We start from the raw sequence: 15,336 nt of genomic DNA on the forward strand, positions 1-15,336 counted from the left end.
CCGCATCGAAGGAAGGACGCAAAGCGGCAAGGTGCCCCGCGACCTCGATTTCACATCGCGCGATCGACGCGTGCGCTCAGGAGTGAGGCTCGACGACGGGCACGACCCGATCGAAGCGACCGGCCTCGAGGTCGTCGAGCCGGATGAAGACATAGAGCCGGTCTTCGCCTCCCGCGGTGAGGCCGATCTCGTCGTCGCCGTCGATCTGCCAGAGCATCCGCCAGCTCGTGAGCCCGCGAATGATCTCGACCACGTCGACGCCCTTCGCCTCGGCCTCGCGCAGCTCCTTCAGCGAGCCCCCGAGCCCGTGCCTCTTCAGCTCGAACATCGCGGCCCAGTAGAGCCACGTCCCCGTCTGCGGTGACTGCCCCCAGAACATTCGATTCACGCAGCGGCCGTGGACCTCGGCCTCGCGCTCGGCTCGTCGGTCGACGCGCTCGACGAGCTCCGGGATCAACCGACGCCCGCGCGCCGGTGCCCCCGTCGCCGTGAGGTCGCGCCGGAGCTGCACCCGCGTCTCGACCACGTCCGTGAAGAGGGTCAACGTGCCTTCCGAGGGAAGAGGGACCTCGCCGCGATGGACGTCCGCCAGCTCCGCGAGATCGAGGTGCGCCGCGAGCTCGTAGCCGTCCGGTGCTCCCGCGAGGGCGGGACCCGCGAGCCGCGAGCCGGGGCCGCTCTCGAGCGTCTCGACGGGTCCGACGCGGAAGCGCAGGTGCGGTATGTTCTCCCAGCGCTCGGGCGGACAGACGTCTTCGAAAGAGAACCCCTCGAAGATCTCGTTCGCCCGGCTCGTGTTGACCCAGAATGGGTTTTTCACCCGCCGTACGAAGTCGTCGATGCGGTTCGGCACCGCGACAGGATACGAGGACTCAGGGACGGACGAGAGCGCACGCGTTGTTTCGGCAAACAGCGGCCGAATGCATGCATAGCAAGAGGCAACCGCGCGTCGGTGGCGCGCCTGGCTCGGCGCACGCGTTCTTCGTCGCCGCCCATGCGGCCGCAGACGCCATCCACAGCTCGGCGCGCAAGCAGCGTAAAAGCCGACGGGCCCCGCCCGCCGAAGCGTGCGAGACCCGTCAGGTGCTCGTGAGAGCGAAGGTGATTTACTTGAGCTCGACCTTCGCGCCGGCCTCTTCGAGCTTCTTCTTGAAGTCGTCGGCCTCCGCCTTCGAGACGCCTTCCTTGAGGTCCTTGGGCGCGCCCTCGACGAGGTCCTTCGCCTCCTTGAGGCCGAGGCCCGTGATCTCGCGGACGACCTTGATGACGTTGATCTTGTTTGCGCCGGCTTCCTTGAGCGAGACGGTGAACTCCGTCTTCTCCTCCGCCGGAGCCGCCGCCGCACCGCCGCCGCCGGCGACCGCCGGACCCGCGACCGCGACCGGAGCCGCCTTGACGCCCCACTTGTCCTCGAGGGTCTTGATCAGCTCCGCGATCTGGATGACCGGGAGGTTAGAGAGGTAGTCGACGACCTGGTCCTTGGTGAGATCTGCCATTTGAATTCTCCGTTATCGAAACTTGTTGGCCTGCTCGTGAGCAGGAAAAAACTTGGTTGGGTTCAGCCGCCCGTCGCCTCGCGCTCTTTGGCGGCGAGGAGGTAGACGAAGTTCTGCGCGGGTGCGTTGAGGAGCATGACGAGCTGCTGGAGCGGCGCCTGGAAGGTGGCGAGGAGCTGAGCGCGGAGCTCGTCCTTGCCGGGCATGTTCGCGAGCTGGCTCTCGACCGCCTTGCCGTCGAGCACCGAGCCCTCGATGAGGCCCGCCTTCACCTTGAGCTTCTCGCCCGCCTCGCCCTCGTCCTTCTTGAAGGCCTTGACGACCTTGGCGGCCGCCGACGGATCCTCGTAGCTCCACGCGATGCCGGTCATGCCGACGAGCACGTCGTCGAGCTTGCCGCTGTAGGACGAGTCCTTCAGCGCCTGCTTGAGGAGCGTGTTCTTGACGACCTTGTACTCGACGCCCGACTTGCGGAAGGCGGCGCGCAGCTTGGTCACCTGCTCGACGTTCATGCCCTTGTAGTCGACGAGGACGACCGAGGTCGCCTTGTCGAACTTGCCTTTGACGTCGCCGATGAGGGCGTTCTTCCCGTCGCGGGTCGAAGATGCAGCGGCCATGATCAGGCCTCCTCGGTGCCGCCGACGAACTGCGCCGGGTCGATCTTGACGCCGGGGCCCATCGTCGAGCTGATCGTGATGCTACGGACGTACGTGCCCTTCGCGGTGGAGGGCTTCGCACGGACGAGCGCCTGGATGAGCGCCTTCGCGTTGTCCGCGAGCGCGTTGTCGGCGAAGGAGACCTTGCCGATGCGGGCGTGGACGATGCCAGCCTTCTCGACGCGGTACTCGATCTTGCCGCCCTTCGCTTCGCGCACGGCGTTGCCGATGTCGAAGGTGACCGTGCCGACCTTCGGGTTCGGCATCAGGCCGCGAGGACCGAGGACGCGACCGAGCTTACCGACGGCGCCCATCATGTCGGGCGTCGCGATCACGCGATCGAAATCCATGAATCCTTCGCTCACCTTCGCGACCATGTCGTCGCTGCCGGCGAAGTCGGCGCCGGCCTCACGGGCCTCGCGCTCCTTCTCGCCCTTGGCGAAGACGAGCACACGCACCGTCTGACCGGTGCCGTGCGGGAGGACCAGCGCGCCGCGGACCATCTGGTCCGCGTGCTTGGGGTTGACGCCCAAGCGGACGGCGAGGTCCACCGTCTCGTCGAATTTGGCGAATTTCGCTTTCTTTACGAGAGCGCACGCCTCTTCGACCGTGTATTTGCGCGTGCGATCGACTTCCTTGTCGACCTTCGCGCGGTTCTTGGACAACTTCGGCAAACGTGCCTCCTTTTTCGACCCTTTGACTCGGGCCTCCCACCGGGTCCACGCGTCGGCGCGGGCGGTGGTTCGAGAGGTTCTCAACGAAGACGCGAGGACCATTCCTCGCGGCTGGAGCTTTCAGGCCTTCAGGCGACGACGTCGATCCCCATCGAGCGCGCGGTGCCACGGACGATGCGCACGGCGGCTTCGATGTCCGTGCAGTTCATGTCCTGGATCTTCTGCGCCGCGAGCTCGCGGACCTGCTTCTCGGTGACCTGACCGACCTTCGTCTTGTTCGGCTCCTTCGAGCCCGCGCCCGGCTTCTTGCCGGTCGGGAGGCCGGCGGCCTTCTTGAGGAGCACGCTGACGGGCGGCGTCTTGAGGATGAAGGAGAAGCTGCGGTCCGAGTAGACCGTGATCACCACGGGGATGATCATGTCGCCGCCCTGGGTCTTGGCGTTGAACTCCTTGCAGAAGCCCATGATGTTGACGCCGTGCTGACCGAGCGCGGGGCCGACCGGGGGGGCAGGGTTCGCCTTGCCCGCGGGGAGCTGCAGCTTGATGTAACCGGTGATCTTCTTTGCCATGACTCTCTTGCTCCTACGGGGATCGACCAGGGCTCGGAGAGCCGGCGGGCCGTAGTGATGTCGCTTTGAAGCTGGGGGGCGGCTTATTAGGACAGAACTACTCGCCACGCAAGGTCAGCAGCGCGATCTCGGGCGGAACCCCGAACCTTACCGGGTAGATGCTGGTCCCGACCCCCGTGGTCACGAAGAGATGGCGGCCCTCCTCGACCACGTGGCCGCCGGCGTAGCGCTGCCCGTAGTCGGACGGGATGACCGGGTGGCCGAGGAACGGGACCCAGACCTGACCGCCGTGGGTGTGGCCGGCGAGCGTGATCGAGGGCCGCGCGCCGACGTCGAAGCGGAAGATGTCGGGCTCGTGGACGAGCGCGATGACGGGGCCCGCGGGCGCGCGCGCGAAGGTCGCGTCCGGCTCGGGGCTCCGCGTCATCGTGTCGGCGAGGCCGGCGACGGTGACCGGCCGGCCTTCGTGGACGAACGTGCGGACCTCGTTCTCGAGGACGACGATACCCTCCGCCTCGAACGCGCGGCGGACGCGCGCCCCGTCGTTCCACCAGTCGTGGTTGCCGAGGACCGCGATCGTCCCGTGGCGCGAGCGGAGGCCGGCGAGGCCCTGCGCGATCGCCTCCGGCGGCGTCTTCGTCCCGAGCTTCACGCCGTCGATCATGTAGTCGCCGGCGAGCAGGACGACGTCCGGCTGCGTCGCGTTCACCGCCTCGACGAGCACGGGGAGCCGATCGGCGCCCCAGTGCGGCGAGCCGACGTGAAGATCGGAGACGAGCGCGACGCGGAGCGGCGCTTGCTCGCGCGGCCAGCCGGGGAGCGCGAGATCGTGCGCGTGCACGACGAGCCGCCGCGGCTCGACGAGGAAGGCCCAGATCGCGGCGAAGGACCCGAGCACGAAGACGCCGGCGACGACGCGCTTCGTCCACGTCTTGGCGCGCGGGGACATCAGAGCTTCTCGCGGCCGAGGAGCTCGAGCGTGCGGTCCGCGACCTGACACAAGAGCTGGTTGCACGGCTCGCACCCGCCGCCGCAACAGCGCGGATAGCCCTCGCGACCGGTGCGCAGGAGCGGCCGCACACAGTCGCGATACCACTCCTGCAAGCCGAGCTCGTCGCTCGCTTGCTTCAGCGCGGCGTCTATCTGTTCTCGCGCTGGTTCCAGACTTACGCGCGCTTCTCGACCTGGGAGAAGTCGAGCTCGACCGGCGTGGCGCGGCCGAAGATCGAGACCTTCACCTTGAGCTTCTGCTTGTCGGGCTTCACTTCCTCGACCGTGCCGGAGAAGTTCGCGAACGCGCCGTCGATGACGCGGATCTCGTCGCCCACGTCGAAGTTCACGCGCGGCTTCGGCTTCACCGCGCCCTCGACCGTGCGGCGGCGCTGGTCCTCGATCTCCTGCGGACGCACCTCTTGCGGGCGCTGGTTGCCGATGAAGCCGGTGACCTTCGGCGTGTCCTTCACGAGGTGCCAGGCCTCCTCGCTCATGTCCATCTCGACGAAGATGTAGCCGGGGAGGCTCGTCTTCTGACGGATGCGCTGCTTACCGTTCGCGCGCGTCTCCTGGACCGTCTCGGTCGGGATGAGCACCTCGCCGAAGAAGGCCTCCTTGTTGTGCTCCTTGATGCGCTGGAGCAGGGCCTCTTTGACCTTGTTCTCGTACCCCGAGTAGGTCTGGATGACGTACCACTTCTTGGCCATGGCTATTTCTCGGATCTAAAACGTGTAGATCTTGTCGGTGACGAAGCTCCAGAACCGATCCATGAGCGCGAAGAACACGGTCGCGAACAGGGTGGTCAGGACGACGACGGTCGTCGAGTTCGTCACTTCTTTGCGGCTAGGCCAGGTGACCTTCGAGAGCTCTTCCGCCACCTCGTCCGCGTACTTCCGCGCGTCCGGCTTGCGCCAGTAGTAGACGGCGACGAGGACGCCCAGCAGGCCGGCGGCTGGGAACAAGTACTCGTCTTGCGGCTCCCCGAGCTCGGTCTTCCACTGGCCGAGGCGGTACCAGGCCGCGTGGCCGATCTTCGCGAACAAGAACGACGCGAGGAGGGCCGCGGCCATGTAGGCGCCGTAGACGTAGCGCTGGTAGCCGAGCTGGATCGGAGCATCGTCGTCCGTCACCGGACGCTCCTCCTCCTTCTCCTCCTTGGACTCGGTGGCCCGCGCGAGAGCCTTCTCGTCCGCCTGTTCCTCGGCGGCCTCTTCGCTCTCTTCTCCCTCGGAATCCGAGGCTTTTTCGAGATCTTCTTCCGTCGCCATCGTTGTACCGGGCCTACCCCGACCCTCCGGGGGAGGGTCTCTCTAGCATCGCCCGCCGTGACGCCGCAATCGGTACGTGCAGGGAGCTCGGATGAAGTGTGTGGACGGCTCGCGTCGCCCGTTTGTGCTCGCCCCAACCTTCTGTCCTCGCGCTCTCTTCCCGTACGATTCCCTCGTGCTGCGCTTCATCCCCCTCTGGCTCGTCCTCTTCGTCACCGTCTTCGGCCTCGGCTGCAGCGAGCAACGCGAGACACCGCCCACCGGCATCGCGCGCAGCGCGGGCACGAAAGCGCCTCCGTATTCGCTCACCGACTCGAAGAACCCGACCGAAGAGGGCGAGCCCTTCCAGCTCATCGCCGAGACCATGCAGGAGCCGCTCAAGGGGATCGCGTTCGCCTACGCGTGCGACACCGGCGTGACCGACTACACGAAGTGCAAAGGTCAGTTCGAGGGCATGAGGCCGCAGGGTTGGACGCAGGTGGCCAAGTCCCGGTGGCGCTCGACGTGGAACGTCAACGAGGCGCTCAAGGAGGGCGAGTACGTCATCGTCGCGTTCTCCGACGACTTCGGTCCCTCGACCCCGCTCCCGCACAAGGTGTTGCCGCGCGGCGGTGGCGGCCAGCCGTGCTGCGAAGACGTGAAGAGCTTCGCCATCATGGACAGCCCGTCGTCGCCGTCGTTCTTCGGCACGCCGGTGACGATCGACGCCGTCTTCGAGGCGAAGCCCGGCGCGACGAGCTTCACGTCGTCGTACATCGAGTTCTACCGCAACGGCAACCTCGAGCGGACCGAGACGCCGCGCGAGAAGGCCTTCGGCAGCGGCATCTACGTCGCGTCGACCACGTTCGCGCTCCTCCCGGTCGGCCAGCACGACGTGAAGGCGCGCCTCGTGATCACGCTCGACGGCAGCACGTTCGACGCGAGCCTGCCGAAGCCGCACGACGTCGAGAAGCTCGAGACGTCGACGACCGTGACAGGCCCGGCCACGTCGACGGTCGGGCAGCTCGTCACGTTCACCGCGTCGTTCACCGCCGTCCCGATCGGCGGCAAGATCGACTTCTACGACGGCGTCGCCGCGCCGTCGCCGTTCGACTCCGCCACCGTCAGCCCGAACCACACGACCGCGACCGGATCGACGAACAAGCTCCCGGCCGGCGAGCGCAGCATCGTCGCGCGCTACACGCCGAACCAGCCGGAGAACGTGAAGGGCAGCCAAGGCTCGATGGCGCATACGGTGGACAAGGCCAACTCGCAGCTCACCCTCTCCTCGGGCACGAACCCGTCCATCGTCGGGCAGAGCGTCGACTTCACCGCCGCGGTGACGTGCGCGGCGGGCGCGCCGACCGGCTCGATCAGCTTCAACTTCGGCGACGGCTCGATCGTCGAGGCACCCATCACGGGCGGCAGCGCGGTGGCGCCTCACGTCTTCGCGACGGAGAGCGCGGGCTACGCCGTGTCCGCGAGCTGGACCGGCGACGTGAAGTGCAAGGGCAGCAACGGGAGCCTGTCGCAGGTCGTGAACAAAGCCGGCGCGTCGCTCGTGGTCACGGGGCCGAGCACGGCGTCGTACGGCGACAACGTCACCTTCACCGCGACGCTCTCGACGCCGGGCGCGACGCCGACCGGGAGCGTCAAGTTCTCGTGGGTCAGCGGCGGGACCACCACGCCGTTCGGGACCGCGACGCTCGAGCCGACCCCCGGCGGCGCCAAGGCGAGCGCGTCGATCTCGACCCTCGCCGGCCAGGTCGCGCCCTACACGATCACGGCCGAGTACGGCGGCGACGCCAACTACGCGTCGGCGACGGCTTCCACGTCGATCACGATCAACCCGAAAGCGACGACAACGACGGTAACGACGAACAAGCCCGCGGGCACCGTCTACGGCGAGCTGGTGAACCTCACCGCGACCGTCGTCCGCGCGACCCCGGGCGGCGCCGGCGCGCCGACCGGCACGGTCTCGTTCTACTCCGGCAGCACGACCGGCCCCGTCCTCGGCGGCGGCCCCGTCGCGCTCGTGGGCACCACCGCCGTGCTGTCCATCGCCACGCTGAGCGTCAACAACCACGACATCGTCGCCGTCTTCACGCCCGCGACGGGGCAGCCCGCGCTGAACTGGGCGAGCAGCAACAACAGCCTCGCGCCGCTCGTGCAGCAGGTGCGGAGGGCCTCCACCGCCACCGTAACGATCACGTCGAACAGCCCGTCCGGCACCGGCGCGCCGGTCACGTTCACCGCGACCGTCACCGCCACCGCGCCGGGAGCGGAGCCCGCCGGCGGCAACACGATCGCCGGCGGCGCGACGGTGACGTTCAAGGACGGCGCGACGACGCTCGGCACCGGGACCGCGGGCGCGAGCTCGACCTGGACCTACACGACGAGCGACCTCACGGCGGGGACGCACACGATCACGGCGGAGTACGGCGGGAACGCGAGCTTCTCCCCGTCGACGTCGCCTCCGATCACGCAGGCGGTCGAGGCGGGCGCTCCGTCGATCGTGCTGACCGCGTCGAAGTCGCCGTCGGTCTTCGGCGAGAGCGTCACCTTCACCGCCGCGGTGACGAAGCCGACCGGCGAGGCGACGGGCAACGTCACGTTCAAGGACGGCGCGACCACGATCGGCACCGTCCCGATCGCGAACGGCAGCGCCTCGCTCCCGGTGTCGAACCTGAGCGCGGGGGTCCACGCGATCCAGGCGGCCTACGAGACCGCGACCTCGACCCTCGCGCACTCGGTCAACACGGCGGGGACGGCGACGACGCTCACGTCGAGCCTCAACCCGTCCGTCTTCGGCCAGTCCACGACCCTCACCGCGAAGGTGACGTCCGCCACCACCGCGATCCCGACCGGCTCCGTCGTCTTCAAGAGCGGCGGCGTCGCGATCGCGACCGCGACCCTCGACGCGAGCGGCAGCGCGACCACGCCGTTCACCGCTCCCTCCGGCGGCACGCACCCGGTCGCGGCGGAGTACGCCGGTGACTCGAACTTCGGCGCGAGCTCCGACGCCCTCGATCAGGTGGTGAGCCGCGCAGAGTCGGCGCTCTCCCTCGCCGCGTCGGCGAACCCGTCGCGCCTCGGCTCGAACGTGACGTTCACCGCGACGGTGAGCGCGGTCGCGCCCGCGACGGCGATCCCGACCGGCGAGGTCGTCTTCACCGACGACGGGACGGAGATCGGCCGCAGCGACGTCGGCGCGAGCGGCGCGGCGTCGCTCACGCTGTCGTCGCTCGGCGAGGGCGCGCACACGATCGGGGCGTCCTTCGCGCAGACGAGCGACTTCGGCGCTTCGAGCGCGACGCTCCCGCACACGGTCAGCCAGAACGCGACCGCGATCAGCGTCGCGTCGTCGCCGTCGCCCTCGAAGTTCGGCGCCGTCGTCACGATCACCGCGACGCTCGGCGGCGCGACGACGACGCCGACCGGGAGCGTCACCTTCAAGGCCGGCGCGAGCACGCTCGCCACGGTGGCGGTCGACGCGAGCGGCCTCGCGACGACGACGACGAACGCGCTCCCGTTCGGGGACACCCTCGTCGTCGCGGAGTACGGCGGCGACACGAACAACGATCCGGGCTCGGCGAGCACGACCCACGTCGTCGAGAAGGGCTCGACCACGATCGCGGTCGTGTCCTCCGCGAACCCGGCGACCGCGGGCGCGACGGTCGCCTTCAACGCGACCGTCCTCGCCGGCGGCGCGAGCATCACCGGCGAGATCGAGTTCCTCGACGGCGCGACCACGCTCGGCACGGTCGCGATCAGCGGCGGCTCCGCGACCTTCACGACGTCGACGCTGACCCTCGGCACCCACCCGATCACGGCGCGCTACCTCGGCAGCACGCAGCTCGACGGCAGCACGTCCGACGTCCTCTCGCAGGAGATCGTGGCGGCGGCGACGCCCGACGGCGGCGCGCCGGGCGGCCCGTCGACCCCCGGCCCGGGCGCGTCGTCCCCCGACGCCGCGACCACGCCGCCGATCTCGGTCGGCCCGCAAGGCCCGACGACCTCGGACGGCGGCGGCTGCTCGACGACCCCGCGCGGCGCGCCCGGAGCCCTCGGCGGCGCCGCCGCGCTCCTCGCCTTCGCGTCCCTCGCGCTGCGCCGCCGCAAGCGCTGAGCCCGCGGGCCGGGCAGCACGCCGCCGGCTTCAGCGGCATGAACGCCCAACGACGAAGCGCCGCAGGCACGGGGCCGGCGGCGCTTCGTTCTTCGTGGCAGGGGCTGAGGGGCTCGAACCCACGACCTGCGGATTTGGAATCCGCTGCTCTACCAACTGAGCTAAACCCCTTCGAGCCGCGCGCTTGGTGATGACGGCGCGGCTACTTCGTCTCCTTGTGGACCGTGTGGCGGTTGCACTTGGGGCAGTGCTTCTTGAGGGAGAGCTGCCCCTGTTGCTCCTTCTTCCGCGTGGTCCGGTAGTTCCGTGACTCGCACTCCGAGCAGACGAGAGCGATCTCGATGCGCCCGGAGTGCGTCGACATGGCGGAACGCGCTTACTCGAGGATCTTCGTGACGATGCCGGCGCCGACGGTGCGGCCGCCCTCACGGATCGCGAAGCGCATCTGCTCCTCGATGCCGACCGGGGTGATGAGCTCGATCGTCATCGTGACGTTGTCGCCCGGCATGACCATCTTCGTCCCCTCGGGGAGCTGGCACGTGCCGGTCACGTCCGTCGTCCGCATGTAGAACTGCGGGCGGTAGTTCGTGAAGAACGGCGTGTGGCGGCCGCCCTCCTCCTTCTTCAGGACGTAGACCTCGCCCATGAACTTCTTGTGCGGCGTCACCGTGCCCGGCTTGCACAGGATCTGACCGCGCTCCACGTCGTCCTTCTCGATGCCGCGGAGGAGCACGCCGATGTTGTCACCCGCGCGGCCCTCGTCGAGCAGCTTGCGGAACATCTCGACGCCCGTAACGGTGGTCTTCCGCGTCTCGCGGAAGCCGAGGATCTCCACCTCTTCGCCCGTCTTCACCACCCCGCGCTCGACGCGGCCCGTCACGACCGTGCCGCGGCCCTTGATCGAGAACACGTCCTCGATCGCCATCAGGAACGGCTTGTCGATGTCGCGCACCGGATCCGGGATCTGCGTGTCGAGCGCCGCGATGAGGTCGCCGATCGAGTTCTCCCACTTCTCTTCGCCGTTGAGCGCCGGGAACGCCGCCACCTGCACGACCTTCGCGTTGTCGCCGTCGAACTTGTTCTTCGAGAGGAGCTCGCGCACCTCCATCTCGACCAGCTCCAGCATCTCCTTGTCCTCCACCGCGTCGCACTTGTTCAGCGCGACCACGATGTGCTGGAGACCGACCTGCCGCGCGAGGAGAACGTGCTCGCGCGTCTGCGGCATGACCGAGTCGAGCGCGCTCACGACGAGGATCGCCCCGTCCATCTGCGCCGCGCCCGTGATCATGTTCTTGATGTAGTCCGCGTGGCCCGGGCAATCGACGTGCGCGTAGTGCCGCGTCGGCGACTCGTACTCGACGTGCGACACCGCGATCGTCACCGTCTTCGTCGCGTCGCGGACCGTACCGCCCTTCGCGATGTCCGCGTAGCTGATGACCTTCGCGAGGCCCTTCTTCGACTGGACCTTCACGAGGGCAGCCGTGAGCGTCGTCTTGCCGTGGTCGATGTGACCGATCGTGCCGACGTTGACGTGGGGCTTCGTGCGGTTGAATTTTTCCTTGGCCATTATCGAGTCTCCTGCTCGTCGTCGCGTCGCGGTGGTGATGCTGAGCCCACCACGGGGCTTGAACCCGTGACCTCTTCCTTACCAAGGAAGTGCTCTACCACTGAGCTAGGTGGGCTTGTCGTGTCGTCGTGTCTCTAAGAAAGTCGTCCTGAGTCCTAAGCTTCGAGCGGGAGACCGGGTTCGAACCGGCGACGTTCAGCTTGGAAGGCTGACGCTCTACCAACTGAGCTACTCCCGCATGGTCACGAGTGGAGGGTGTTGGATTCGAACCAACGTAGGCATAGCCGGCAGATTTACAGTCTGCTCCCTTTGGCCGCTCGGGCAACCCTCCGCAATCTTTGTCTTTTAAGTCGTCCTAAGCTTCCTCTACCTTCGAGCTAGCGAGGGGACTTGAACCCCTAACCGCCTGTTTACAAAACAGGTGCTCTACCGACTGAGCTACGCCAGCATAGTCCCTGTTTAGTGGGGGCCGCGGAAGTTAGCCGAACGCCACGCACCATTCAAGCCAAGACGGGAACTAGGGTTCGCACTCCCGGATCCCGCTGTCAATACAGGCCGCGCTCACGGCCGGTGGCGGCTACTTCGCGCTCGCCTTGGCCGCCTCGTCCGCGGCCTTCTTCTTCATGATCTCGAGCGTCTTCTCGAGCGTCTCCTCCGTGTACGGGAACGTCTTGAGGATCGCCTTCTCCTGCTCGAGCGCCTCCTCCATCTCCTTCTTCGCCTCCTCCGCGCGCTTCATCCACGCCGTCGCGACGCCCTGCATCTCCGGCTTCGAGCCGAGCGCGAGCGTGCGCTTCATCATCTCGATCCCCTTGTCGAGGAGCGCGCGGTAGCGCACGTGCATGATGCCGTAGAAGAGCTGCTTGTCGCTGTCGGTCTTCGCCTTCTCCGTCGGCGGGATCATCATCAGGTGCTGGTGGAGCGTGCGGTACATCTGGCCGACGCGGACGCCGCTCATCGCCGCCCAGTGGAGGTCGACCGAGCGGATCGCGTCGGCGTACGAGGACTGCGCGTCGAGCAGGTACTGGCACCGCATCTCGAGCTGACGCACGAAGTCGGGCGGCGGCGGGTTCAGCACGATCTTCTCGGACTTCGTCTTCCGGATCTCGCCCTGCGCGTACTTGAGCATCGCCGCCGCGACGGGCAGCTGTCCGGTCGCGCCGAACCGCGTCTCCTCGACGATGTCGAGCCCCTCGTTCACGTCCTTCGCCGCGCCCGCCTCGTCGCCGGTGGTGATGCGCGCGAGCCCGCGCGCCCCGAGCCCGAGCATCTTGTCGGCGGGCTCGAGGCTCGGCCGCGCGAGGATGCGGTCGCCGGTCTCGCCGAGCGCCTTCCAGTCTTCGAGGTACGCGTCGAGCGACACCTCGCGCGCGAGCGCGCTGCGGGCGTTCGGATCGTCGGGGAAGCGCGTCGACACCTCGCGGAAGCGCGCGCGCGCCTTCTCGCGCTCGCCGATGCCCTCGTACGCGAGCGCGAGGTCGTAGAGCACGGCGGGATCGTTCGCGGAGGCGGGGTCTCCCGCGAGGAGCGCCTCGAACGCGTCGACCGCCTCCTGCCAGCTCTGCGCGAGGAGCGCGTGCTCGCCGCGCGCGCGGAGCTCCTTCGCGGTGCCTTGCACCTTCGTCGAGATGATCTGGTTCGACGCCTCGATCTTGGTCGGCGTCTTCGGCTCCGCCGGCGCCGCTGCGGCCGGCGCGCACCCTGCGATCGCGACGGCCACGATCGCCAACCCGCGACGAAGAAACATCTTTCGAGCATAAGCCTCGCGGCGCCGAGGAGCGACGTGCAAGAGACGCGGCCGCCCCTGGCCGCCGCGCGAGCAAGTGTTACCGAGATCGTCGTCGGGGGACGGATGGCGAACGGCCAGCCCGTGAGTGACCGGCATTCGGAGGTCCAGGACGCATGAAGCTCTCGCATCTCAGCACGCGTGATCTCGAGGCCCAGGCGCAGCGCATCGAGGCGCAGCTCAAGAAGCTCGCCCACCGCCCGCGCCCAACCCCCTCCGAACGCACGCTGACAGCCGAGCTCAAACGCATGCGCCTGAGCCTCAAAGACCAGCTTCAACGCAGGGACTTCGCCCCTGCACCCCGCTCGCGCGATGCATAAGAACGTCAGAACGTTTTGATGCCGCGCGCTCGCGTTCGACGCGGCTACTTCTTCGCGGGAGGGTCCGGGGCGGTGTCGTCTTCCTCGGGCGTTGGCTCGGGGTCGGGCTTGGGCTCGGGCTTCTTCGGCTTCGAGCGCGCGGGCTTCTCGGGCTTCTCCGGCTCCGGGGCGGCGGCGGGCTCGGTGCGCTCGTTGACGAGGTTCGCGGTCGAGGCTTCGTCGAAGACGATCTTGTTCAGCTCGTCGAGCGTGGCGGCGACCTTCGCCTTGCGCTCGGGGCCGAGCGCGCCCGGCGTCGCCTCCTCGACGCCGCGCGCGACCGCGAGCCAGTGGCGCGCGTCCGCCTTGTAGCCGACGCTGTAGTCGGCCATGCCGCGGACGAAGGCGTACGTCGCCTGCTCGGTCGCGGAGAGCCGCTGGAAGTCGGGCTCGATGTCGCGAAGGATCGCGATCGAGCGATCGTGATCCTTCTGCTCGAACGCCCGCTCGCCGCGCGCGAGCTGGTCGCGGTACGTCGTGCAGGCGACGACGCCGCCGAGGAGAACCGCAAAGACGGACGCGCGCATGCGCTCAGTATCGCCGACGCCGCACCGCGTACGCAACGAGCGCCAGCGCCCACGGGAACGCGGCGCCGGCGCCGCGCGCGTCGCCCGCCGCGCGGCAGGAGCAGCGTGGAGACGGCGCGGCCCCGGGCGCGGGCGCCTTCTCCGGCTCGCCCAGCGCCGGCGCGCCGCCGTCGGGCGGCGTCGCCGCGAGGTCGCCGCAGAACCAGCCCTCCGCGTCCTTCGAGAGCGCGCACCGCTCGATGCGCGAGCCGTCGGCGCGGAGGGCGGTGAGCTGCATCACGCGCGGGCCGACGTCGGCCTCGACGAAGTGATGGACCGTCTCGCTCTTGCGCGACTCCGGGATGCGCGCGCGCAGCTTGTAGAGCGGCGCGCCTCCGCCTCCGCTGACGACGAACGGGAGCCCCGCGCCGAGGCCGCGCTCGTAGACGTGATCGTGCCCCGAGAGCACGAGGTCGACCCCGTGCCGCTTGAAGAGCGCGGGGACGCCGCGCTCGTGGAGGCGGGGGTTGCCGCCGTGCGGGCCGCTCGACCACGGACCGTGATGCACGACGACGACGCGCCACGTGAGGCCCTTCTCGCCGTCCGCGTCGGACAGGACCTTCTCGAGCCAGCTGCGCTCGGCGCTCGCCGGCTTGAAGTGATCGAGGCCGTTCAGGAGGAAGAAGCGCGTGCTCCCCCAGCGGAAGGTGTGATTGAGGTGCTCCGGCTTCGCGACGCGCTCGCCGTTCGGCGGGCCGAAGAACTTCACGTAGCTCACGCCGGAGCCGTCGACGAGCTCGTGGTTGCCGACCGCGGAGACGAGGACACGCGCTTCGAGGAGCGGCGCCTCGATCTCGAAGAACCGCTGCCACTGCGGGAGCGAGCCGCCGTTCTCGACGAAGTCGCCGGTGTGGATGAGGAGATCGGCCGGCGACGCGACCATCGCGCGCACGACCCCCGCGTGGGCGGCGTCGTCGGTGCGGTTGTCGCCGTAGACGAGGAAGCGGAACGGCGTCGTCGTGTCGTCGGGCGGCGCGGTGGTGAACGACGCGAGCTTCGACGCGTCGCCAGCGTGGACCGAGTACGTGTAGCGCGTCGCCGGCGCCAGCGCGTCGAGCGCGAACGCGTGGAGCGCCTTCACGTCCGCGTCCTGCATCGTCCGCGCGGCGCCTCCGTCCGCGCCGGCGTTCACCTCGAGCGAGGCGGCGCTCGGCGGATCGACCTCGACGCGGACGACCGCGCTCGTCGTCCCGACGCGCTGCACCCACGGGCCCTTCGTGATACGCGCCTGCGCCGGCGCGGCGTGGAGCGCGACCACCGCGACGAGGGAGAACCGAAGACGAGTCATCTCCGC

General features: G+C 68.7%; 16 protein-coding genes and 5 tRNA genes. 2 read left to right on the top strand and 19 right to left on the bottom strand.

Annotation, left to right across the window (positions count from 1 at the left end; all coding sequences use genetic code 11):
- Positions 1-76: 76 nt before the first annotated feature.
- The 9 genes from KF837_17450 to secE all read right to left on the bottom strand — a co-directional run bounded on the left by KF837_17450 (position 77) and on the right by secE (position 5,656).
- Positions 77-853 (bottom strand): DUF1963 domain-containing protein, encoded by a 777-nt coding sequence (locus KF837_17450; protein ID MBX3229113.1) that lies wholly within the window; start codon positions 851-853, stop codon positions 77-79.
- A 253-nt stretch (positions 854-1,106) separates the two neighbouring features.
- A complete protein-coding gene (gene rplL, locus KF837_17455; protein MBX3229114.1) occupies positions 1,107-1,496 on the bottom strand; it encodes a 50S ribosomal protein L7/L12 in 390 nt (129 codons plus the stop codon).
- A gap of 62 nt (positions 1,497-1,558) precedes the next feature.
- Complete coding sequence (gene rplJ, locus KF837_17460; protein ID MBX3229115.1) at positions 1,559-2,113, bottom strand: 50S ribosomal protein L10; 555 nt, start codon at positions 2,111-2,113, stop codon at positions 1,559-1,561.
- 2 nt (positions 2,114-2,115) lie between these two features.
- A complete protein-coding gene (gene rplA / locus KF837_17465; protein MBX3229116.1) occupies positions 2,116-2,928 on the bottom strand; it encodes a 50S ribosomal protein L1 in 813 nt (270 codons plus the stop codon).
- Positions 2,929-2,954: 26 nt separating this feature from the next.
- A complete protein-coding gene (rplK, locus tag KF837_17470) occupies positions 2,955-3,395 on the bottom strand; it encodes a 50S ribosomal protein L11 (GenBank protein MBX3229117.1) in 441 nt (146 codons plus the stop codon).
- A gap of 97 nt (positions 3,396-3,492) precedes the next feature.
- Positions 3,493-4,344: a metallophosphoesterase gene (locus KF837_17475; GenBank protein MBX3229118.1), complete on the bottom strand. Its 852-nt coding sequence runs from the start codon at positions 4,342-4,344 to the stop codon at positions 3,493-3,495.
- Positions 4,344-4,559: a hypothetical protein gene (locus KF837_17480; GenBank protein ID MBX3229119.1), complete on the bottom strand. Its 216-nt coding sequence runs from the start codon at positions 4,557-4,559 to the stop codon at positions 4,344-4,346. The genes KF837_17475 and KF837_17480 overlap by 1 nt, the downstream gene beginning before the upstream one ends.
- 2 nt (positions 4,560-4,561) lie before the next feature.
- Positions 4,562-5,095: a transcription termination/antitermination protein NusG gene (nusG, locus tag KF837_17485; protein MBX3229120.1), complete on the bottom strand. Its 534-nt coding sequence runs from the start codon at positions 5,093-5,095 to the stop codon at positions 4,562-4,564.
- 15 nt (positions 5,096-5,110) lie between these two features.
- Positions 5,111-5,656, bottom strand: coding sequence for a preprotein translocase subunit SecE (secE, locus tag KF837_17490; protein ID MBX3229121.1), 546 nt, complete (start codon positions 5,654-5,656; stop codon positions 5,111-5,113).
- Between the two features lie 175 nt (positions 5,657-5,831).
- On the opposite strand from secE, the gene KF837_17495 reads away from it, so the two are divergent.
- The gene (locus KF837_17495; protein ID MBX3229122.1) at positions 5,832-9,764 is read left to right on the top strand and encodes an Ig-like domain repeat protein; all 3,933 of its coding nucleotides are present in this window, start codon (positions 5,832-5,834) and stop codon (positions 9,762-9,764) included.
- 95 nt (positions 9,765-9,859) lie between these two features.
- Here KF837_17495 and KF837_17500 read toward each other — a convergent pair.
- The 8 genes from KF837_17500 to KF837_17535 all read right to left on the bottom strand — a co-directional run bounded on the left by KF837_17500 (position 9,860) and on the right by KF837_17535 (position 13,078).
- Positions 9,860-9,935 (bottom strand) — tRNA-Trp (locus tag KF837_17500).
- Between the two features lie 31 nt (positions 9,936-9,966).
- The gene (gene rpmG, locus KF837_17505) at positions 9,967-10,128 is read right to left on the bottom strand and encodes a 50S ribosomal protein L33 (protein ID MBX3229123.1); all 162 of its coding nucleotides are present in this window, start codon (positions 10,126-10,128) and stop codon (positions 9,967-9,969) included.
- 12 nt (positions 10,129-10,140) lie between these two features.
- On the bottom strand, positions 10,141-11,331 hold the full coding sequence (gene tuf, locus KF837_17510) for an elongation factor Tu (GenBank protein MBX3229124.1): 1,191 nt from the start codon (positions 11,329-11,331) through the stop codon (positions 10,141-10,143).
- Between the two features lie 43 nt (positions 11,332-11,374).
- Positions 11,375-11,446: transfer RNA gene (locus KF837_17515), tRNA-Thr, on the bottom strand.
- Between the two features lie 50 nt (positions 11,447-11,496).
- Positions 11,497-11,569: transfer RNA gene (locus KF837_17520), tRNA-Gly, on the bottom strand.
- Positions 11,570-11,580: 11 nt separating this feature from the next.
- Positions 11,581-11,662: transfer RNA gene (locus KF837_17525), tRNA-Tyr, on the bottom strand.
- A gap of 44 nt (positions 11,663-11,706) precedes the next feature.
- Positions 11,707-11,779 (bottom strand) — tRNA-Thr (locus KF837_17530).
- A 129-nt stretch (positions 11,780-11,908) separates the two neighbouring features.
- Positions 11,909-13,078 (bottom strand): tetratricopeptide repeat protein, encoded by a 1,170-nt coding sequence (locus KF837_17535; protein MBX3229125.1) that lies wholly within the window; start codon positions 13,076-13,078, stop codon positions 11,909-11,911.
- 155 nt (positions 13,079-13,233) lie between these two features.
- Between KF837_17535 and KF837_17540 the strand changes: the two genes are divergently transcribed.
- Entirely contained in the window at positions 13,234-13,437 is a 204-nt protein-coding gene (locus KF837_17540) for a hypothetical protein (protein ID MBX3229126.1), read from the top strand.
- Between the two features lie 44 nt (positions 13,438-13,481).
- Here KF837_17540 and KF837_17545 read toward each other — a convergent pair whose 3' ends face one another.
- Both KF837_17545 and KF837_17550 read right to left on the bottom strand, forming a co-directional pair.
- On the bottom strand, positions 13,482-14,003 hold the full coding sequence (locus KF837_17545) for a hypothetical protein (protein MBX3229127.1): 522 nt from the start codon (positions 14,001-14,003) through the stop codon (positions 13,482-13,484).
- Between the two features lie 4 nt (positions 14,004-14,007).
- The gene (locus KF837_17550) at positions 14,008-15,330 is read right to left on the bottom strand and encodes a metallophosphoesterase (protein ID MBX3229128.1); all 1,323 of its coding nucleotides are present in this window, start codon (positions 15,328-15,330) and stop codon (positions 14,008-14,010) included.
- Positions 15,331-15,336 lie beyond the last annotated feature (6 nt).

This window comes from Labilithrix sp. (assembly GCA_019637155.1).
Classification (GTDB): domain Bacteria; phylum Myxococcota_A; class Polyangia; order Polyangiales; family Polyangiaceae; genus Labilithrix.

What these genes read in the sequence shown, in the direction of transcription:
- KF837_17535 (MBX3229125.1), bottom strand. Translation starts at nt 13,078, where the DNA reads ATGTTTCTTCGTCGCGGGTTGGCGATCGTGGCCGTCGCGATCGCAGGG.
- tuf (MBX3229124.1), bottom strand. Translation starts at nt 11,331, where the DNA reads ATGGCCAAGGAAAAATTCAACCGCACGAAGCCCCACGTCAACGTCGGC.
- rpmG (MBX3229123.1), bottom strand. Translation starts at nt 10,128, where the DNA reads ATGTCGACGCACTCCGGGCGCATCGAGATCGCTCTCGTCTGCTCGGAG.
- KF837_17550 (MBX3229128.1), bottom strand. Translation starts at nt 15,330, where the DNA reads ATGACTCGTCTTCGGTTCTCCCTCGTCGCGGTGGTCGCGCTCCACGCC.
- rplL (MBX3229114.1), bottom strand. Translation starts at nt 1,496, where the DNA reads ATGGCAGATCTCACCAAGGACCAGGTCGTCGACTACCTCTCTAACCTC.
- secE (MBX3229121.1), bottom strand. Translation starts at nt 5,656, where the DNA reads ATGGCGACGGAAGAAGATCTCGAAAAAGCCTCGGATTCCGAGGGAGAA.
- KF837_17475 (MBX3229118.1), bottom strand. Translation starts at nt 4,344, where the DNA reads ATGTCCCCGCGCGCCAAGACGTGGACGAAGCGCGTCGTCGCCGGCGTC.
- rplJ (MBX3229115.1), bottom strand. Translation starts at nt 2,113, where the DNA reads ATGGCCGCTGCATCTTCGACCCGCGACGGGAAGAACGCCCTCATCGGC.
- rplA (MBX3229116.1), bottom strand. Translation starts at nt 2,928, where the DNA reads ATGGTCCTCGCGTCTTCGTTGAGAACCTCTCGAACCACCGCCCGCGCC.
- KF837_17540 (MBX3229126.1), top strand. Translation starts at nt 13,234, where the DNA reads ATGAAGCTCTCGCATCTCAGCACGCGTGATCTCGAGGCCCAGGCGCAG.
- rplK (MBX3229117.1), bottom strand. Translation starts at nt 3,395, where the DNA reads ATGGCAAAGAAGATCACCGGTTACATCAAGCTGCAGCTCCCCGCGGGC.
- nusG (MBX3229120.1), bottom strand. Translation starts at nt 5,095, where the DNA reads ATGGCCAAGAAGTGGTACGTCATCCAGACCTACTCGGGGTACGAGAAC.
- KF837_17545 (MBX3229127.1), bottom strand. Translation starts at nt 14,003, where the DNA reads ATGCGCGCGTCCGTCTTTGCGGTTCTCCTCGGCGGCGTCGTCGCCTGC.